Genomic DNA, 17,814 nt, shown 5'->3' on the forward strand with positions numbered 1-17,814 from the left:
GAATTCCATGAGTATAAAGGTCATTATTGCTGGTTTCAAAGGAAAAATGGGACAAGCTGCTTATAACATGGTGACAGAAGATCCTGCATTAGAGCTCGTTGGATTGCTTGACCCACTTACTCCAGAAAAAGAAGTAGCTGGTGTTCCCGTTTTTAATCAGAAAGAAGATTTGAGTGGTGTAGAAGCGGATGTGTGGGTTGATTTTACAACTCCTAAAGTGGCGTATGAAAATACTCGTTTTGCATTAGAGCATGGCTTTGCGCCTGTGGTCGGAACGACTGGATTTACATCGGATGAAATCAAAGAGTTAGTTGAGCTTTCTCGGAAAAAAGAGCTGGGAGGCTTGATTGCTCCTAATTTTGCTGTGGGAGCGGTTCTCTTGATGCAATTTGCAGCGCAAGCAGCTAAATATTTTCCAGATGTGGAAATCATTGAATTACATCATGATCAGAAAAAGGATGCGCCGAGCGGCACAGCGATTAAAACAGCTGAATTGATTAGCAAGGTTCGCCCCCAAAAACATCAGGGTGCAATGGACGAAAAAGAAATATTGGCAGGAGCGCGTGGTGCAGAAATAGACGGCATGCGCATTCATTCGGTTCGTTTGCCAGGATTGGTGGCTCATCAAGAAGTCATCTTTGGCGGACAAGGTGAAGGACTGACACTTCGTCATGATTCGTACGATCGTAAGTCTTTCATGACGGGGGTGAATTTAGGTATTAAGGAAGTGGTCAAGAAAAAAGAGCTTGTCTACGGATTGGAATATTTGTTATGAGATTAAAAAATCTGCCTTCTGAATTTCAGGAGGCTTTACCAGTATTAAAGAAGATTAAGAATGCCGGGTTTGAGGCGTATTTTGTCGGTGGTTCGGTCCGCGATGCTTTGTTGAATCGACCGATTCATGATGTGGATATTGCAAGTTCCAGTTATCCAGAAGAAACCAAACGTATTTTTGAGCGAACGATTGATGTCGGAATTGAGCATGGGACAGTTTTAGTCTTAGAAGACAATCATGAATACGAAGTGACGACTTTTCGGACAGAGGATATCTATGTAGACTATCGCAGACCTAGCCATGTCACATTTGTTCGTTCTCTCGAAGAAGATTTAAAACGGCGCGATTTTACGATCAATGCTTTGGCTTTGGATGAAGCAGGGAATGTGATTGATTTATTTGCAGGGTTAGCTGATTTAGAAAATCAGATTTTACGTGCTGTAGGAACACCTTCGGAACGTTTCAACGAAGACGCTCTGCGCATCATGCGAGGATTTCGTTTTCAGGCAGCTTTAGGTTTTGATTTGGACACAGACACATTTCAGGCTATGAAACTGTGTGCGCCGCTATTAGAAAAAATTTCTGTGGAGCGGACTTTCATTGAATTTGACAAACTACTGACAGCGTCTTATTGGCGTAAAGGATTGAAAAGTCTGCTTGCCAGTGGTGCAACGGACTATTTGCCTGACATGCGCAGCAGCCAATTACAATTGGAAACGATGTTTGATATTAAAGTAGATTTTCAATTTACGAGTTCAGAGCAAGCCTGGGCTACTCTTTTAATGGCTCTTCAAGTAAATAATGTTAAAAAATTCCTCAAACATTGGAAAACTTCAAATGAATTTCAAAAGCGCGTAGAGCAAATTGTCACGATTTATACTATCCGCCAAAGGCATTTTCTGGATAAGGAAGAATGCTATCGTTTTGAACTGGACCTGATGATACAAGCAGAAGAAATTCGTCAAGCACAGGGATTAGCGGTTGATTTTGAAAAAATTCATTCTACTTATGATTCACTAACGATTCATGATAAACATGAAATTGTCGTCAATGGTGGCCTGTTAATCAAAGAGTTTGGTTTTAAGCCGGGGCCTGCTTTAGGACAGCTCTTGACTGAGATTGAGACGGCTATTGTGAATGGTGTCTTGGACAACCGTCTGGAGGCTATTTTAGCTTTTGTAGAGGAGAGAAGATGAGTGACTTTATTGTTGAAAAGTTGACTAAAACGATGGGAGATAAGACTGTTTTTAAAAATATTTCCTTTATTATTCATGGTTTGGATCGGGTTGGCTTGATTGGGGTCAATGGAACTGGAAAAACGACTTTTTTGAATGTCCTATCTGGAAAATCTGGATTTGACGGGGATGTCAATCCTTTTTCTGCTAAATCGGGCTATAAGATTGGCTACTTAACCCAAGAACCGCACTTTGATGACGACAAAACGGTACTAGATACGGTTTTATCTAGCAATCTGCGAGAAATGCAGCTCATTCGAGAGTATGAGTTATTGTTGTCTAACTATGACGAAAGCAATCAATCTCGTTTAGAGAAGATTATGGCTGAAATGGATGCTCTTCAAGCATGGGAAATTGAAAGTCAAGTTAAGACTGTTTTGTCTAAACTGGGTTTAAATGACTTATCTGCTAAGGTCGGCGACCTGTCAGGTGGTTTGCGACGCCGAGTGCAATTGGCGCAAGTCTTGTTAGGAGATTATGACTTATTGCTTCTTGATGAGCCGACCAACCATTTGGATATTGATAGTATCGAATGGTTGACGAATTTTTTGAAGAATTCCAAAAAAACGGTTCTTTTCATTACCCATGACCGCTATTTTCTAGACCATGTTTCGACACGAATTTTTGAATTGGACAACGGGGATTTACTTGAATATCAAGGAAATTATCAAGATTATGTCCGTTTGAAGGCGGAACAAGACGAACGAGATGCTGCCCTTCTCCATAAAAAACAGCGGCTTTATAAACAGGAATTATCCTGGATGCGTCGCCAACCACAGGCTAGAGCAACCAAGCAACAAGCTCGAATCAATCGTTTTCAAGATTTGAAAAAGGATTTATCTAATCAAGCAACTCAGACAGACTTAGAAATGAATTTCGAGACCAGTCGTATTGGGAAGAAAGTGATTGAATTTAAAGATGTGGACTTTGCTTATGGTGACAAGAAGCTCCTTTCTCATTTTAACTTGCTGGTTCAAAATAAAGATCGGATTGGGATTGTGGGGGATAATGGTGTTGGAAAATCTACCTTGCTCAATCTAATTGCTGGGAAATTAGCACCTCAATCTGGTCAATTGATCATTGGTGAGACGGTTCGTGTGGCTTATTTCTCACAGCAAATTGAAGGGTTGGACGAATCCAAACGCGTTATTAATTTCTTGCAGGAAGTCGCAGAAGAAGTTAAGACATCTGTGGGGACGACATCTATTGCTGAACTGCTAGAACAATTTCTCTTTCCTCGCTCCACTCATGGAACTTTGATTGAAAAATTGTCTGGAGGAGAGAAAAAACGGCTTTACCTTCTCAAGTTATTGTTGGAAAAGCCGAATGTTTTGCTGTTGGATGAGCCGACTAATGACTTAGATATTGCGACATTAACGGTGCTGGAAAATTTTTTGCAAAGCTTTGCTGGCCCAGTTATGACTGTTAGTCACGATCGGTATTTCCTTGATAAAGTAGCAGATAAGATTTTAGCTTTTGAAGTGGGAACTATCAGAGAATATTTCGGTAATTATACTGATTATCTGGATGAAAAGGCGTTTGAACTAGAGAGATCTGCCATTTCCCAACAACCTGAAAAGGAAAAAGTAGCTAAAGTGCGAGAGGAAAAGAAGCGCTTAAGCTACTTTGAAAAACAGGAGTGGGAGTCTATTGAGGGAGATATAGAGAAGCTTGAGGAGGAAATTGTAGCTATTGAGCGGGAAATGCAGGAATATGCTTCGGACTTCGGTCGACTCGCTAAACTTCAAAAAGAACTAGATGGCAAAAACGATTTACTTTTGGAGAAATATGAGCGCTACGAATACTTGAGCGAGCTAGTATAGAATTGACTGCTGCCTGTAATGTATGTTGAGTACGATTGCATTTTTAAACAAGGTCTATTTACAAGTCCTATAAAATTTGGTATAATACCAATTAATTAAATAAGAATCCGCAAGACTAGTAGCTTGGGGGAAGTTTGACAGGGAGAAGAGCCAGAGACTGAGAGCTCTTTAGATGGAATCTAGGTGAATTCACTTGCAAAAGGATTGAAAATTAAGGTCTGGAAAACCAGATAAAAACGGATGGTACCGCGTGTCAACGCTCCGCTTATGGAGTTTGGCATGCGGTTTTTATATTTGGAGGAATTATGTCAACCATTGAAGAACAATTAAATAAGCTTAGAGAAGAAACGCTGGCGTCGTTGAAAAAAATTTCAACTGAAAATGAAAAAGAAATGCAGAATCTGCGTGTTTCTGTCCTTGGAAAGAAAGGCTCTTTAACAGAAATTTTAAAAGGTATGAAAGATGTCTCTGCTGATATGCGTCCGATTATCGGGAAACATGTCAATGAAGCACGAGATGTGTTGACTGCTGCTTTTGAAGAATCGGCAAAGTTACTGGAAGAACAAAAAGTTGCCAATCAGTTGGCGAGTGAGTCTGTAGACGTCACCCTTCCCGGCCGGAAAATTTCTGCTGGGAATCGTCATGTTCTTAGCCAAACAAGTGAAGAAATTGAAGATATTTTCATCGGTATGGGCTATCAAGTCGTAGATGGTTTTGAAGTTGAAACAGACTATTACAACTTTGAGCGAATGAATTTACCAAAAGACCACCCAGCACGTGATATGCAGGATACTTTCTACATTACAGAAGAAATTTTGCTGCGTACTCATACCAGCCCAGTTCAAGCTCGTGCTATGGACGCTCATGATTTTTCTAAAGGGCCTCTAAAAATGATCTCGCCAGGGCGTGTGTTCCGACGGGATACGGACGATGCGACGCATTCTCATCAATTTCATCAAATTGAAGGTTTAGTTGTCGGAAAAAATATTTCTATGGCAGACCTTCAAGGGACATTGCAGCTCATTGTGCAAAAGATGTTTGGGGAAGACCGCAGCATTCGTCTGCGTCCATCTTACTTCCCGTTTACAGAGCCATCTGTTGAGGTGGATGTTTCTTGCTTCAAATGCGGTGGGCAAGGCTGCAATGTCTGCAAAAAGACTGGCTGGATTGAAATTATGGGAGCTGGAATGGTGCATCCTCGTGTCCTTGAAATGAGTGGCATTGATGCTGATGTTTATTCTGGCTTTGCTTTTGGACTGGGTCAAGAACGGGTGGCTATGCTGCGTTACGGTATCAATGATATTCGTGGCTTCTATCAAGGTGATGTTCGTTTTTCAGAACAATTTAAATAAATGCTATGTTAGTAAAAGTAAAAGAAGGACAGGTTGAAGTTCTACGAGAACTGGAAGTGCAAACTTATCAAGAAACTTTCGGCCCTTATATCAAAGTGAAAGATATGCAAGATTATTTTACTCATGAACTCTCCCTTGAGCAGATTCAGAAGGATTTGGCGCAAGTAGAGTCGGAGACTTATTTTGCACTAGATGAGAAAGAAAAGATTGTTGGCTTTCTCAAATTTAACTGGGGGCAAGCACAGACTGAGCCAGTAGAATCAGAACACTCAATGGAGAATGCTTTTGAGGTTCATCGGATTTATGTTTTGAAACCTTATCAAGGACAGGGCTTTGGCAAGGAAATGTTTAATTTTGCCATGCAAGAAGCTACTAAACGAAAGTTTTCGTGGATTTGGCTAGGTGTTTGGGAAAAGAATTTCAAAGCGCAAAACTTTTACTTTAAATATGGTTTTGAACGTTTTAGTGAGCATGAGTATGCGACTGGTGAAACGGTTGATATTGACTGGCTCATTCGGAAAGAATTAAATTAAGCGAAAAAGCACTTGGCTTGGGTACTTGTCCCAGCCTCAAAAAGAAAGGAAGTAATATGAGGCAAAATTTTTGAGCAGAAACAATAGTTCTCAAAGATTTCTATGCACTCATATAGATGAATTATGCTAGTAAGTTATAAATGGTTAAAAGAACTAGTTGACGTAACTGTTCTGAGTGAAGAATTAGCTGAAAAAATGTCAACGACAGGGATTGAAGTAGAAGGGGTCAGCTCTCCTGCTGAGGGATTGTCAAAAATTGTAGTTGGTGAAGTGATTAGCTGTGAAGATGTAGCTGAAACACATCTCCATGTCTGTCAAGTGAATGTTGGAGAAGAAGCGCTTCGACAAATCGTTTGCGGCGCTCCAAATATACGAGCAGGAATCAAGGTTATGGTAGCTCTTCCAGGAGCTCGTATTGCAGATAATTATAAGATTAAAAAGGGAAAAATCCGTGGTTTAGAATCCCTTGGAATGATTTGTTCTCTTGGAGAATTAGGCATTTCGGACTCGGTTGTTCTAAAAGAATTTTCTGATGGCATTCAAATCCTGCCAGAAGAAGCTGTGCCGGGGGATTCCGTTTTTCCTTACCTTGACTTAGATGATGAAATTATTGAGCTTTCTATCACACCGAACCGTGCAGATGCGCTTTCAATGCGTGGAGTAGCGTATGAGGTAGCAGCTATCTACGACAAGTCAGTTCATTTTAAAGATTTTCCGTTGTTGGAAACACAAGATCAAGCTGGAGAACAGCTCTCTGTTGCGATTGAAACGGACAAGGCGCCTTTTTATGCAGCACGTATTTTGGAAAATGTAACCATTGCTCCAAGTCCGCAATGGCTTCAAAATCTGCTGATGAATGCAGGGATTCGTCCTATCAACAATGTAGTAGATGTGACAAATTATATTCTACTTTACTTTGGACAACCAATGCACGCCTTTGATTTAGATACTTTTGAGGGCAATCAAATTGTGGTGCGCAAAGCGCATGTGGGTGAAAAATTAGTAACTCTTGATGACGAAGAGCGCGACTTAGAGACGAGCGATCTTGTGATTGCGGTAGCAGATAAGCCAGTCGCTCTTGCTGGTGTCATGGGTGGAGCTGCAACAGAAATTTCTCCTCAATCAAGGCGTGTAGTGCTTGAAGCAGCAGTTTTTGACGGAACTTCTATTCGTAAGACAAGCGGGCGTCTCAATCTTCGTTCAGAATCATCTTCTCGTTTTGAAAAAGGAATTAACCTAGCGACAGTAACAGAAGCTCTAGATGCTGCGGCTAGTATGATTGCAGATCTTGCAGGTGCAACGGTACAAGCCGGTATCGTCTCAGCAGGTCAAGTGGACACATCAGATGTTGAAGTTGTTTCAACATTGGCAGATGTCAATCGTGTACTTGGAACGGAATTAACTTATACAGATATTGAAGATGTTTTCCGCCGTCTTGGTTTTGGTCTTACTGGCAATGCAGAGGAATTCACAGTCAGCGTACCACGCCGTCGTTGGGACATTCATATTGAAGCAGACCTTTATGAGGAAATTGCGCGTATCTATGGTTATGATAAATTACCAGCAACTCTTCCAAAAGGTGACGGAACAGCTGGTCAATTGACAGAAACCCAAAAACTTCGTCGCAAAGTTCGTACAGTTGCAGAAGGTGCTGGTTTGACAGAAGTTATCACCTATGCTTTGACCACTCCTGAAAAAGCTGTGCAATTCAGCACCAACCCAAGTAACTTGACAGAGCTGATGTGGCCGATGACAGTAGATCGTAGTGTCCTTCGTCAAAATATGGTAGCTGGCATTTTGGATACCGTTGCCTATAATGTAGCACGTAAAAATAAGGACTTGGCTCTGTATGAAATCGGAAAAGTCTTCGAGCAAAAGGGGAATCCACAGGAAGAATTGCCAACTGAAATTAACAGCTTTGCCTTTGCTTTGACAGGTTTGGTTACTGAAAAGGATTTTCAAACATCTGCTATACCAGTTGATTTCTTTTATGCAAAAGGAATTCTGGAAGCACTTTTTGACCGTCTGGGTCTAAAAGTAGAGTACACAGCGACGCAAGCATTAACTAGTATGCATCCAGGTCGTACAGCGACTGTTTCACTAGACGGACAAGTCATTGGTTTTGTCGGTCAAGTTCATCCAGTAACTGCTAAGGATTATAATATCCCAGAAACGTATGTAGCAGAAATCAACTTGACAGCGATTGAACAGGTAATTCAACCAGCAAAACCATTTGTAGAAATTACCAAATTCCCAGCTGTAACACGTGATATAGCACTGCTTCTTAAAGCAGAAATCAGTCACAAAGAAGTCGTTGAAGCTATTGAGGCTGCTGGTGTGAAACGCTTGACAGATATCAAATTATTTGATGTCTTCTCAGGTGAAAAACTGGGACTCGGCATGAAATCAATGGCTTACACCTTAACTTTCCAAAATCCAGAGGATACTCTGGAAGATGAGGAAGTAGCTCGTTATATGGAAAAAATCCAAAAGTCTCTTGAAGTAACGATTGGTGCAGAAGTGCGGTAAGACATGAAAAGCTCCTAAATTGAAGTTTAGGAGTTTTTTCTTGTAGCAATATAATGTATAATAAGGAAAAGTTTTATATCGGAGGAGAAAATGACAGTTTTTACACAACTTTGGAAAGCATTTTCCAATTTACCAGAAGTGACAGCGATTGCTTTAGGCGGATCTCGTAGCGGAGAAACTTATGATGAGACTTCGGACTATGATTTATATATTTACTGCACGAGCATTCCAGATGAAGACAGTCGGAAGTTGATTTTGACCCAATATTGTTCTTATATGGAAATAAGCAATCAATTTTGGGAATTGGAAGACGACTGTACCTTAAATAATGGCATTGATATTGATATTCTTTATCGGAACATTCGTGATTTTGCGATAGATATTGAAAATGTCGTCGAAAAGTGCCGAGCAGGAAATGGCTACACCACCTGCTTCTGGCACAATTTAAAAACCTGCAAGGTTCTTTATGATTCCAATGGAGAGTTAGGAAAATTGAAAAAACGGTTTGACGTTCCTTTTCCTCAAAAATTAAAAGACAACATCATTTCACGAAATTTTAATTTGTTAACCGGACATTTGCCGTCCTACGATACGCAGATTTTAAAAGCAGCAAAACGAAAAGACCTTGTCAGTGTCAATCACCGTATTGCAGCCTTTTTAGAATCTTATTTTGACATTATTTTTGCAGTTAATGAATTGACCCACCCCGGTGAAAAGAGAATGATGTCGTATGCAGCAGCGCATGCGAATCTTCTTCCTAATCAATTTGAGCAATCTTTAAATACTCTACTAATGAGCATCACTGCTAGTCCTGAAATTCTTGAAAAACAATTAAGGGATATTATTGCAAATTTAGAGGGAATTTTATCATAAAATCGGCTGGAATTGAGTATAAAAAAACGGCTTAAACCGTTTTTTGTATTTAGTAGATTTTTCTTGAAATCATTATAAAAAGCTCCTTTAGTAGTTTCTTCTGCAGAGAGAGTCAAAAATATTTTGGGCAGTCTTATTGTTTGGTTGTGCCTAGTCATGTTTTTCGTATTGCAGTTGTTTTCTCTCTTACTCATGCACTTTTCCTATTTCTTTAAAATTTTTTCCATGATTGTTTGTTGGGGCTTTAGATCTAAACGTTCATAAAAGCGCAAGGCAGCGACATTATCATTCCATACATCAAGGGTTAAGTTGTAACAGCCAATTTCTTGGGCAAATTCTTCTGCAAAATGGCAGAGCTGCTCACCAATTTTTTGACCACGAGCATTTTCATCAACGCAAAGGTCTTCAATAAAAAGCGTTTTGATAGGTGTTTGTGCGAGACTTTGTGGTTCTTTAATGATTCAAAAGAGATGACCTAAAATTTTTCCTTCTTCATTTTCAAAGACAAAGATTGGTGTATTTTCCTGAGACATCAGTGTTTTCAACTCTTCATCGTTGAATTTGCGACCACTCTCTTTGAAAATATCTGGTCGAACTTTATGATGTACAAGCAAGACTTGCTCTAAAAGATGATTGAGTGCGGTAATATCGCTTGGGACTGCTTTTCTAATAGGCATGGTGAGCTCCTTTTGTGACCGCTGGTCATTTTTATAAAATATTATATGACTGCTGGTCATTTTTGTCAAAAAGAAAATGAAAAAATTTTTTTGAGTAATGTAAAAAGAACTCACAACACGTGAGTTCTAATAATGGGAGTGAGACAACTTTATCAATTTTTAAAGTAGGGATGATCTTTTAAGCTTTTAAAAATAGTTCTACTGATAAAGCTAATTGCAATCAGTTTTATGAGATCTGGTAAAATGAAGGGGATGACTCCGACTGTAATAGCTTTATCAAGTTGAAAACCTGCTAGAAACATTAAACCAAGTACACCACCGACAAAAACAAAAGCATCTCCGAGTAGATTTGATAAAAATATCGTCAAAAAGCTGCTATTTTTGGAAGTTAGACTAGCTGTTATTAGGGCGTAGAACAAATAAAACCAGAGATAACCTGCATTGGGACCGACAAGTGCTTGAAATCCACCGCTTCCTCCTGCAAAAACAGGAAGACCGATAGCGCCTAAGAGAAGATAAAGAGCGACTGCTAATAGAGCTTCTTTTCGATGAAAAATAGTAGCCACTAAGCCAATTGCCATATTTTGCAAAGCAAAAGGAACTGGACCGATAGGAATAGTAATCTGAGCAAAAACGGCTATCAAAGCTGCGCCAATTGCTGGTAAAACGAGTGTAAATGATTTTTTCATAATGGTAACCCTTTGTTTTTTAATATGGTAACTATTATAAAATAAATAAGAAAAATGTCAAGGGTTAAATAAAAAGGTGAAAGACTGAATTTACCTTTTTGTCAAAATGGTTACTTTTTCTGCGATATTGCTTTTCTTTTATTTTTACTGCGAAGGAATAATATTAAAAATGCAATTAGTCCAAAGACATTTAAGAAAATAAGTAGGACAGTTACAAGAATTGTTTTGGTCTTTTGCATAAAAGCACCTCCTCGTAAAATCGCTTTAATATTATCATGACAAAATGTACCTCTTTATCAACTAAAAAATCACAGGAAAAAGGAGAGACTGGGCAAAAATTGCCCCAGTTTCTATTAGATTTAGTAATAAACGAATAACGTAGCTCCAACAATTCAGTGAATTGTTAAAGGCGGGAAATCAGCCTTGCACAGCAAGGCACTATGATTGGGCTCTTCATTCACTGTTCAAGCTCGGAAGAGCACCTAATCACCCTTGCGGGGGCGCCTCCACCCACACAGCAGTCATTTGTTATTAAATATTTGAGTAGCTTTTTATCGCTACTCATTTTTTATTTTGCCGATAAAATTGTAATAAACCTCAATCTTTCTTGTTGCAGTTTTTCCTCTGCCTTGAGCTGGGTGAACCAAAATCCGCTCCACCAATTCATTGGCAATTTCTACGGTCAATTTTTCAAGGTGGCTATATTTTTCCACAATCGAGATAAATCGCTCTAAATTTACGCCATTTTCTTCGTTTTGTGAGATTTCTTTTTGTAGGTTTTCGAAATCTTCCCGCAAGTCAGCTTGTTCGGTTTCGTAATTCGCATTCATCGTTTTAAAACGTTCATCCGATAGTTTACCGTTCAAATTGTCTTCATAAATTTTCTGGATAATTCGGTCAATATCGAAAATTCGTTGTTGCGTTTTGGAAAGTTTGCGTTTCTTTTTTCGAATTTCTTCATTAGCTTGGAGCTGGAATTTTTCACCTAAACTTGCCAGCAGTGATTCCTTATTGATTTTGAATTCCTCCAAAAGGGAATTCACATCAGTTAAAATCAGGTGCTCTAAAGCATCTTTTCGAACGTAATTAGAAACATCGCAGGCGTTAAACATTTTGAAATAGCGACTACATTTGTAGTGGTCGGCATTCCTTCCACATTTTTCTGAAGCGCAGAAATAAAGCTTATTTCCGCAAACTGCGCAAAATAGCAATCCAGCCAAAATGTTCTCGTGTCCAGCTTTTCCAGCCCATTTTTTAAGAGGTGGTCGGCGCTTGTGCTTGCGAATTTTTTGAACAGCATCAAAGGTTTCTTGGTCGATTATAGCTTCTTGTGTATTTTCGAAAATCCACCAATCTTTTTCCTCGTTTCTAATCTTCTTCTTGTTTTTATAGGATTTAGTGGTGCTACGGTAATTCACAGTGTGTCCCAGATATTCATGGCGAGTGAGCATTTTCGAAATCATAGCCGAACCCCAACCGTAACGCAAATGGCTTAAATTAGGTGTATTTTCACCCAGAGTCATTCGGCGGTAAGAGGGCGTTTCGATTTTATCCTTTTGAAGTCCACGAGCAATTTCAGAGTGACTTTTACCCATTTTGGCTTCTCGAAAAATCCTTCGCACGATTTCTGCAGCAAATTCATCCACGACCCATTTTTTCGAATTATTCGGGTCAATTTTGTAGCCATATTGCGGATTGGTAGAGAGTCGTTCGCCAGCTTTTGCCATTGCTTGCTGGGCAACTCGAACTTTTCGTGAGATATCTCGTGCGTAAAATTCGTTGAACAAATTTCGAATTGGCATAATTGTAGCATCCATATCAGATTGCTTACTGGAGTCCATTCCTTCCGAAACCGAGATAAACCGCACGTCGTTATCGGGAAATAGCATTTCTGTTATTTGCCCAACTTCTACATAAGACCTCCCGAGCCGGGAAGCGTCTTTTACGATGAAGTTTTTCACCAAACCACGCTCCACTAACTCCAAAGCTTTTCGAATGGCAGGGCGGTTGAAATTTGTCCCAGTGTAACCATCATCCACAAAGAAAATTGGATTTTGTAGATTTTCTTCTTGTACGAAGTTTCCTAAGTATTTCTTCTGATTTTGGATAGAATCGCTCTCGCTTGCCCGACTATCTTCTTGGCTGAGTCGGCAATAGACAACGGTAATGTTCGTGATATTTTCGAAATCTACTTCTGTCCAATCTGGAATCTGATTTGTCAATGTGCTTGTGTCCATAAGTGTCTCCTTTCAATTACACCTATAACCCATGGACAGGATACCTCAAACCAGCCAAGAAGTCCAGTCTTTTGAGCCTTATTTTTTCGCCAAAATCAGCCGTTCGAGAAGTTCTTGCAGGGAACATTTTCCCACAAATTCTCTCTGCACAATGTAAATGGTTTTGCCGATTTTTACCTCGCTTTTTTCATCGGTTGGTTTCACTTGTTTCATTTTGACCTCCTTGGATAAAGTTCGAAAAATCGTCTAATGTTATCACTTGGAACATTTGCTAAAAATTATTTAATTTCGAATGAATAACATTTGTTATATTTTGTTTTCGGCGTTCATCTGGTACAATCCAAAGCACAAAAGGGAAAACTTCATTGATACGTTGTTCAATCCCAGTATTATAATAGTGGATGTATTTTTTACAAGTATTCACTATTCTGGTCGGCGATTCACTCGAACGGTCGAGTTCGAAAAAGAAAAAATCTTCATATTCACCAACGGTAATTTTCGCAAAAGCATCTGGTTTTAAAATTAAGCTCGAACCACCGATATCTGAATAATATCTCCAAGATTTCGGCTCGAAGCAAAATTCTTCTATTTGAATTTTTCCTAATCGCTCCAGTTCTTTCAATTCTACAAAAATCTCAGTAATTGCTAAGGTGTGTTCAATATGGTTTCGGCTAAAATCTACCTTATTTCGAAAGCGCAGTGAAATGGATTCATCTTGCTCTTTAAGTTTCTTGAAACCTTTATATGTGAGGCTCCAAATATACGAAGCACTGCCTTTTGTCCAGCCACCGATTTTTCGAGGTTGATGATAGATTAATCCAGCCTCTTTAAGTTGTTTGGTTATAAGATTGGCTCTACGGATTCTAGCTCGTTGTGTCGAAAAATTCGCAAAAATTAAGTGAGCAATCTGCGAACTTGTTGCCATGCGAGCATCTGCCAGAAAATGTAAAACTTCCCATTGTTGATTGGTCATAAGTTTGCCTCCGTGATAAAAATATCGTATAGAATTACGATATAAGTCGTGTGCGAATTTTGCCCTCAATCGGCGGTGTTGTGCGGATTGTTTAGCGTGGCGATTAGAAAAGCGGTGCGAATGAATAATCTGCAATTTACTCATGCGTTTCCTTTTTTCCGTCGTCCCAGATTTTGGCTAAAATCTGTTGATTGTTGGGCTGTGGGCTGTTTTTTCGTTAGGGATAATTCAATCAACTCTCGTTCAACTTCTTCCAGTGGAGCGCCATATTTTAGCAAGCTATTTAAGAATATTTTCGAACCATCACGAGTGGCTGGTGAGAGTGGATTGGTTTGCCCCGATATCCATTTATAGTGATTTCCAAACATTGGAATTTTTGCATAGACTTGATATGGAGGTAGGGAATAAATATCCTCAGCGGAAAGTTCAGTTGTTTGGCGTGCTATTTCATGAGCATCACTCATTCCTAATCCGAAAATTATTTTATTTTTACAGTTGGATTCAATAGCAAATCTTAGCGATATTGGAAGTTGGGAAAGCGTTTGGTGAGCTTATATATATCCAACTCCTAGTGAACGTGCCATCGCCAGTGATTCTTCAAAATCTTCCGCCACAGAAATGTAGGCAGGGAATTCATCAATATAAAATCAACACAGGGTAGCGTTTTTCGGGCGAAATTTGGGCGCGTTTTAGAGTTAAGGCGTGGAGGCTGGCAGTTATAATACTTCCTAATAACCTCGCCGATTCTGCGCCAAGAATGCCCTTATTTAAGTTAATCAGAACAACTTTGCGAGAAGTAAAAATCTCCATCAGCGAAAACTTTGGGTTGCTTTGTCCTAAAATAGCTCTCAAGCTTGGGCGATTAAAAAGTTGGCGAAGTTTGTTTAAACTTGGGACGATAAGTTGTTGGCGTTCAGCTTCAGAAAGATTTTCGTAATAATTCCAGAAACTCTCTAACCCCAATGGATCGTCAATATTTTTTAAAATCTGTTGGCGAAAGGTTTTGTTTGTAAGTAATGTTGGCAACATTGCTAAATTTGCATTTGGCGTTTTAGCGAGAGTTGATATTCCAGCCAATAAAACATCTCGACTTCGAATCCCAAAATTTTCTGGAAAAATTTTTTCGAAAATGTTTAGCAACATATCCGTAACTAACTCAGCTGAAACTCCATGGTGGATTAAATCAAAAATATTAATTCCAACAAAACGAGTGGAAGACGGGTCTAAAACAACCACATCTTCTTTTCGTTTTTCTGGGATTCGTTCCAAAATTTGGGTAATCGTATCTTGTTTTCCATCTATAATAACCACACTTCGTCCAGCTTCAATATCTTGTAGGGCGAGATTGGTCATGACGACAGATTTTCCAGCCCCAGTTGGTGCGCAAATTTGAGTGTGAGTTAAAGCATTTTGTAAAGGAATATGAAGTGGTCTTTCCGTGCTTTCTAATGTTTTACCAAAAGCTCGTAAATATTTTTTCGCTGGTATTTTGTAAGCAATTGGTGGTATAATAGTTTTAGGATGACTAAGAAAAGTCGGCATATCTGCTTCGCCTGAAGGGAGCATTAGCAAACTTGCGAGTTCAATGGCAGATAAGTGAGTCTGGGGAGACCATGGCATTTCTACGTCATCTATTTCTTTTGGATTAATTTTTTGAAACCTAAAGCTTGCACCATTTGATTCAATAATTCGAAGGCTTGCCATCGCTTGGTTATGAAGCGTAATTTGGCGAGCTTTTTCTGGAGTGCGAATCCCTAGCCGAATCACCGTTTGAAAATTCGCATAATGAAGTTTTTCTTTCATCAGTTTTTGGCTTTCTGGTGAGAGCGGTGGAATATTCGAAGTCAATCTTTGAAACCAGCTACTGTTTAAATTTGGCAAATGTTTTGGAATTGGGCTTGGCGCACGACTTTTACCAATTACTAGTTGGAGCGTGATTTCTTCATCTTTTTTCAATGTTGAATGAATCGCAAGAAAACTTCGAATCATATTCTCGATATTATCAAGTTTTAGTGAAAAGTGCTGTTGGTGAATTTTAATCCGACTGGCAATTACTATTTTTGAACGCCGATTTTGTGGTTTCGAAAATTGAACATTATTATGAGCAGAGAAGAGTTTTTTGAGTTTATTCTCATCTGTTAAATCAAAGCCGAGTAAAAATTTTATACAGTTTGTAGTTATTCTAACTTCCCAGACAAAGGGTTTTCGCCCAGTTAGTCCAGAAAGATGAACAACCATATCGCAAACAGTTTTAAATTCGAAAGGGCGCTCCCAGTTCATTTCTAGCCAACTTAACGAGGTTGGTCTTTTCATTCTATCTCCATTCGTTCTTCTTTTTAATAATTTGATAGGTGGTGTAAATAGTGGAGAAAATTCCACAACCGATAAGTAGACAACCCCAAACTTCAAGTAGTAGTTTGACTGCCCAGTTGATGAGGAAAGCTACTGAAAATATAGTGAAGGTGTAGGCAAGTAGTTTTTTCAATTTTCATCACAGCCTTCTCTTGGAGTGAAGTCGATAGGGTTTTCAACATAATTTGGAACGGGGTAATTCGGGATAATGCAAGGACTTGCGATTTCATTGCCCCAAGAATCCCATCCGTGCCGTGGTCTGCGAGCAAAGAGTTCAAGGTACGGTCCGTCGAAAAGTCGTTCAACCGTTTCGAAAAATTCCTCGGGTTTATGGCTATGTTCAAGGCGTGGATAAAATCCCCAGTTTGGCTGATTTTTCACTTTGCGGTCTAATTTTCCACGAATTCCAATAAGCACATGTTCAGTATTAGAACGAAGCCAGTGACCTAAACCTAAATTTCCGCCTTTGAGATAAGTGAAAATACTGGTTGTTGGTTTAAATCCCCAAGCCCTCAAAACATCAAATCCTGCCTCCATTGTAGCGTTTGTTACCCACAGCACACAAGCTGAATTTTCGTCAGCAAGGTCGGCGATAGGCATGGATTTAATTTGGTCTAAGGTCATTAAATTATAATGCTTAATTGCGCCGTGTTTTCCTTTTTGTTGAACATCCCAAGGTGGGTCGGCGAGGATAACCTTGTATTTCTTACTTTGATGTTGCATTTGTGTAGTCATAATTTTTTCCTTTCTTTTTCAAGAACGAGCATACTCTTAAAGTTCAAATATTTCAAACTTTTTCATCAAAACTTTAAAAGCGATGCGAAAGAATGTAACAGAGGTGAAAGTGCTTATTTTTTGCGCGTTTGTTCCGGTGTTGTTTTTTAAACATCACCTCCTTTCAAAATATCCTGAGTTAGAATTTATGGAGCTCTTTAAGTAATTCGGCTTGTGCGTAGAGAAAAGCCTCGTTGATAGCTTGCTTATCTTCAAGAAATCGTGTAAGTTCTATTTCTTCATCCGTATAAATTGGAGGGAGATTCTCTGGCTTTACTTTGCGAGGTGGCTTTTTTGCGCTTTTCGAAAAAGCGTAAACTACACAAGCGAGAACACCCGCTACAAAACCAGTAGATACCCCAACTACAACTGGCAAAATTAACTCGTTCATAAGAAACCTCACTTTATTCTTTCAGCTGCAACAAGCGTAAATGTTTTTAGAATAAAATCTATTCGCTCCTGAGCCTTTGGATATTTCGCAATAATATCTGCTTCAAGTTTCGATAAATCACCAATCTTATTGAGAATATCCGCAGTAAGAAGTTGGTTCTTTTGTAACACTGCCAAATCTTTCGAAAGAGCTCGTGCAACTTCAAGCTGAAATGGATTAGCAAGGTGCGGTGTTATATCTGTCTGTTTTTGAATGTTTTGTGGAAGCATATTTTTCTCCTTTTAAGCCCAAGAAAGGAAGAGGTTTATATCAGCTGGGCTGCCATAACTAATATAAACCTGCAAGAGTTTATTTTCCAGATTTTTTACGAACTAAATAAATCGCAAAACCAGAAACTAGAAAATAAGGTGCGAAAATAATTAGTGTTAGCAAGAGATTTTTCCTCCTTAAAATTATATAATGAAGATATGTATTGGTATATCAGAGGGGAAGTTTTCCTCCTTTCCACCATAAAACGCTAATGTATTTTATGATAAAATCTTTACAAAACGAATCATCTCGTTTATGTTTCCTAAATTGTCAAATTAAGTTAGACTTTTCA

16 protein-coding genes and 1 pseudogene are annotated in these 17,814 nt (G+C 39.1%); 7 read left to right on the forward strand and 10 right to left on the reverse strand.

The features are described 5' to 3' along the window. The first annotated feature begins 7 nt into the window (after positions 1-7). From dapB to HMPREF2984_RS08315, 7 genes are all read left to right on the forward strand, one after another. Positions 8-775 (forward strand): 4-hydroxy-tetrahydrodipicolinate reductase, encoded by a 768-nt coding sequence (gene dapB / locus HMPREF2984_RS08285; RefSeq protein WP_049533069.1) that lies wholly within the window; start codon positions 8-10, stop codon positions 773-775. Next, positions 772-1,971, forward strand: coding sequence for a CCA tRNA nucleotidyltransferase (locus HMPREF2984_RS08290; RefSeq protein ID WP_049533068.1), 1,200 nt, complete (start codon positions 772-774; stop codon positions 1,969-1,971). Before dapB ends, HMPREF2984_RS08290 begins: the two co-directional genes overlap by 4 nt. Then, on the forward strand, positions 1,968-3,833 hold the full coding sequence (locus tag HMPREF2984_RS08295) for an ABC-F family ATP-binding cassette domain-containing protein (RefSeq protein WP_049533067.1): 1,866 nt from the start codon (positions 1,968-1,970) through the stop codon (positions 3,831-3,833). The genes HMPREF2984_RS08290 and HMPREF2984_RS08295 overlap by 4 nt, the downstream gene beginning before the upstream one ends. A gap of 305 nt (positions 3,834-4,138) precedes the next feature. Further along, positions 4,139-5,185 (forward strand): phenylalanine--tRNA ligase subunit alpha, encoded by a 1,047-nt coding sequence (pheS, locus tag HMPREF2984_RS08300; RefSeq protein WP_049533066.1) that lies wholly within the window; start codon positions 4,139-4,141, stop codon positions 5,183-5,185. A 5-nt stretch (positions 5,186-5,190) separates the two neighbouring features. Further along, positions 5,191-5,718 carry a GNAT family N-acetyltransferase gene (locus HMPREF2984_RS08305; RefSeq protein WP_003029225.1) on the forward strand — a complete coding sequence of 176 codons (528 nt, stop codon included), beginning with the start codon at positions 5,191-5,193 and terminating at the stop codon, positions 5,716-5,718. Positions 5,719-5,841: 123 nt separating this feature from the next. Continuing rightward, on the forward strand, positions 5,842-8,247 hold the full coding sequence (gene pheT, locus HMPREF2984_RS08310; RefSeq protein ID WP_070671082.1) for a phenylalanine--tRNA ligase subunit beta: 2,406 nt from the start codon (positions 5,842-5,844) through the stop codon (positions 8,245-8,247). A gap of 90 nt (positions 8,248-8,337) precedes the next feature. Beyond that, positions 8,338-9,120 (forward strand): nucleotidyltransferase domain-containing protein, encoded by a 783-nt coding sequence (locus HMPREF2984_RS08315; protein WP_049533064.1) that lies wholly within the window; start codon positions 8,338-8,340, stop codon positions 9,118-9,120. Positions 9,121-9,323: 203 nt separating this feature from the next. Here HMPREF2984_RS08315 and HMPREF2984_RS08320 read toward each other — a convergent pair. From HMPREF2984_RS08320 to HMPREF2984_RS08355, 10 genes and pseudogenes are all read right to left on the reverse strand, one after another. Next, positions 9,324-9,797: pseudogene (locus tag HMPREF2984_RS08320) on the reverse strand (GNAT family N-acetyltransferase). 152 nt (positions 9,798-9,949) lie between these two features. Continuing rightward, positions 9,950-10,486 carry a biotin transporter BioY gene (locus HMPREF2984_RS08325; protein WP_059220850.1) on the reverse strand — a complete coding sequence of 179 codons (537 nt, stop codon included), beginning with the start codon at positions 10,484-10,486 and terminating at the stop codon, positions 9,950-9,952. A 557-nt stretch (positions 10,487-11,043) separates the two neighbouring features. Continuing rightward, positions 11,044-12,723: a recombinase family protein gene (locus HMPREF2984_RS08330; RefSeq protein WP_049533062.1), complete on the reverse strand. Its 1,680-nt coding sequence runs from the start codon at positions 12,721-12,723 to the stop codon at positions 11,044-11,046. A gap of 78 nt (positions 12,724-12,801) precedes the next feature. Continuing rightward, positions 12,802-12,936: a hypothetical protein gene (locus HMPREF2984_RS09915; protein WP_257362731.1), complete on the reverse strand. Its 135-nt coding sequence runs from the start codon at positions 12,934-12,936 to the stop codon at positions 12,802-12,804. Between the two features lie 58 nt (positions 12,937-12,994). Beyond that, a complete protein-coding gene (locus HMPREF2984_RS08335; RefSeq protein WP_230323996.1) occupies positions 12,995-13,840 on the reverse strand; it encodes a replication-relaxation family protein in 846 nt (281 codons plus the stop codon). Next, complete coding sequence (locus tag HMPREF2984_RS09520; protein ID WP_049533061.1) at positions 13,837-14,160, reverse strand: hypothetical protein; 324 nt, start codon at positions 14,158-14,160, stop codon at positions 13,837-13,839. The genes HMPREF2984_RS08335 and HMPREF2984_RS09520 overlap by 4 nt, the downstream gene beginning before the upstream one ends. A gap of 172 nt (positions 14,161-14,332) precedes the next feature. Next, the gene (locus HMPREF2984_RS08340) at positions 14,333-16,009 is read right to left on the reverse strand and encodes a type IV secretory system conjugative DNA transfer family protein (protein ID WP_083312552.1); all 1,677 of its coding nucleotides are present in this window, start codon (positions 16,007-16,009) and stop codon (positions 14,333-14,335) included. A 168-nt stretch (positions 16,010-16,177) separates the two neighbouring features. Beyond that, on the reverse strand, positions 16,178-16,783 hold the full coding sequence (locus HMPREF2984_RS08345) for an MT-A70 family methyltransferase (RefSeq protein WP_049533059.1): 606 nt from the start codon (positions 16,781-16,783) through the stop codon (positions 16,178-16,180). Positions 16,784-16,961: 178 nt separating this feature from the next. Then, positions 16,962-17,213: a hypothetical protein gene (locus HMPREF2984_RS08350; RefSeq protein WP_049533058.1), complete on the reverse strand. Its 252-nt coding sequence runs from the start codon at positions 17,211-17,213 to the stop codon at positions 16,962-16,964. A gap of 8 nt (positions 17,214-17,221) precedes the next feature. Continuing rightward, entirely contained in the window at positions 17,222-17,482 is a 261-nt protein-coding gene (locus tag HMPREF2984_RS08355) for a hypothetical protein (protein WP_049533057.1), read from the reverse strand. Positions 17,483-17,814 lie beyond the last annotated feature (332 nt).

The organism is Streptococcus sp. HMSC066E07, assembly GCF_001814695.1.
In the GTDB taxonomy this organism is placed as follows: domain Bacteria; phylum Bacillota; class Bacilli; order Lactobacillales; family Streptococcaceae; genus Streptococcus; species Streptococcus hominis.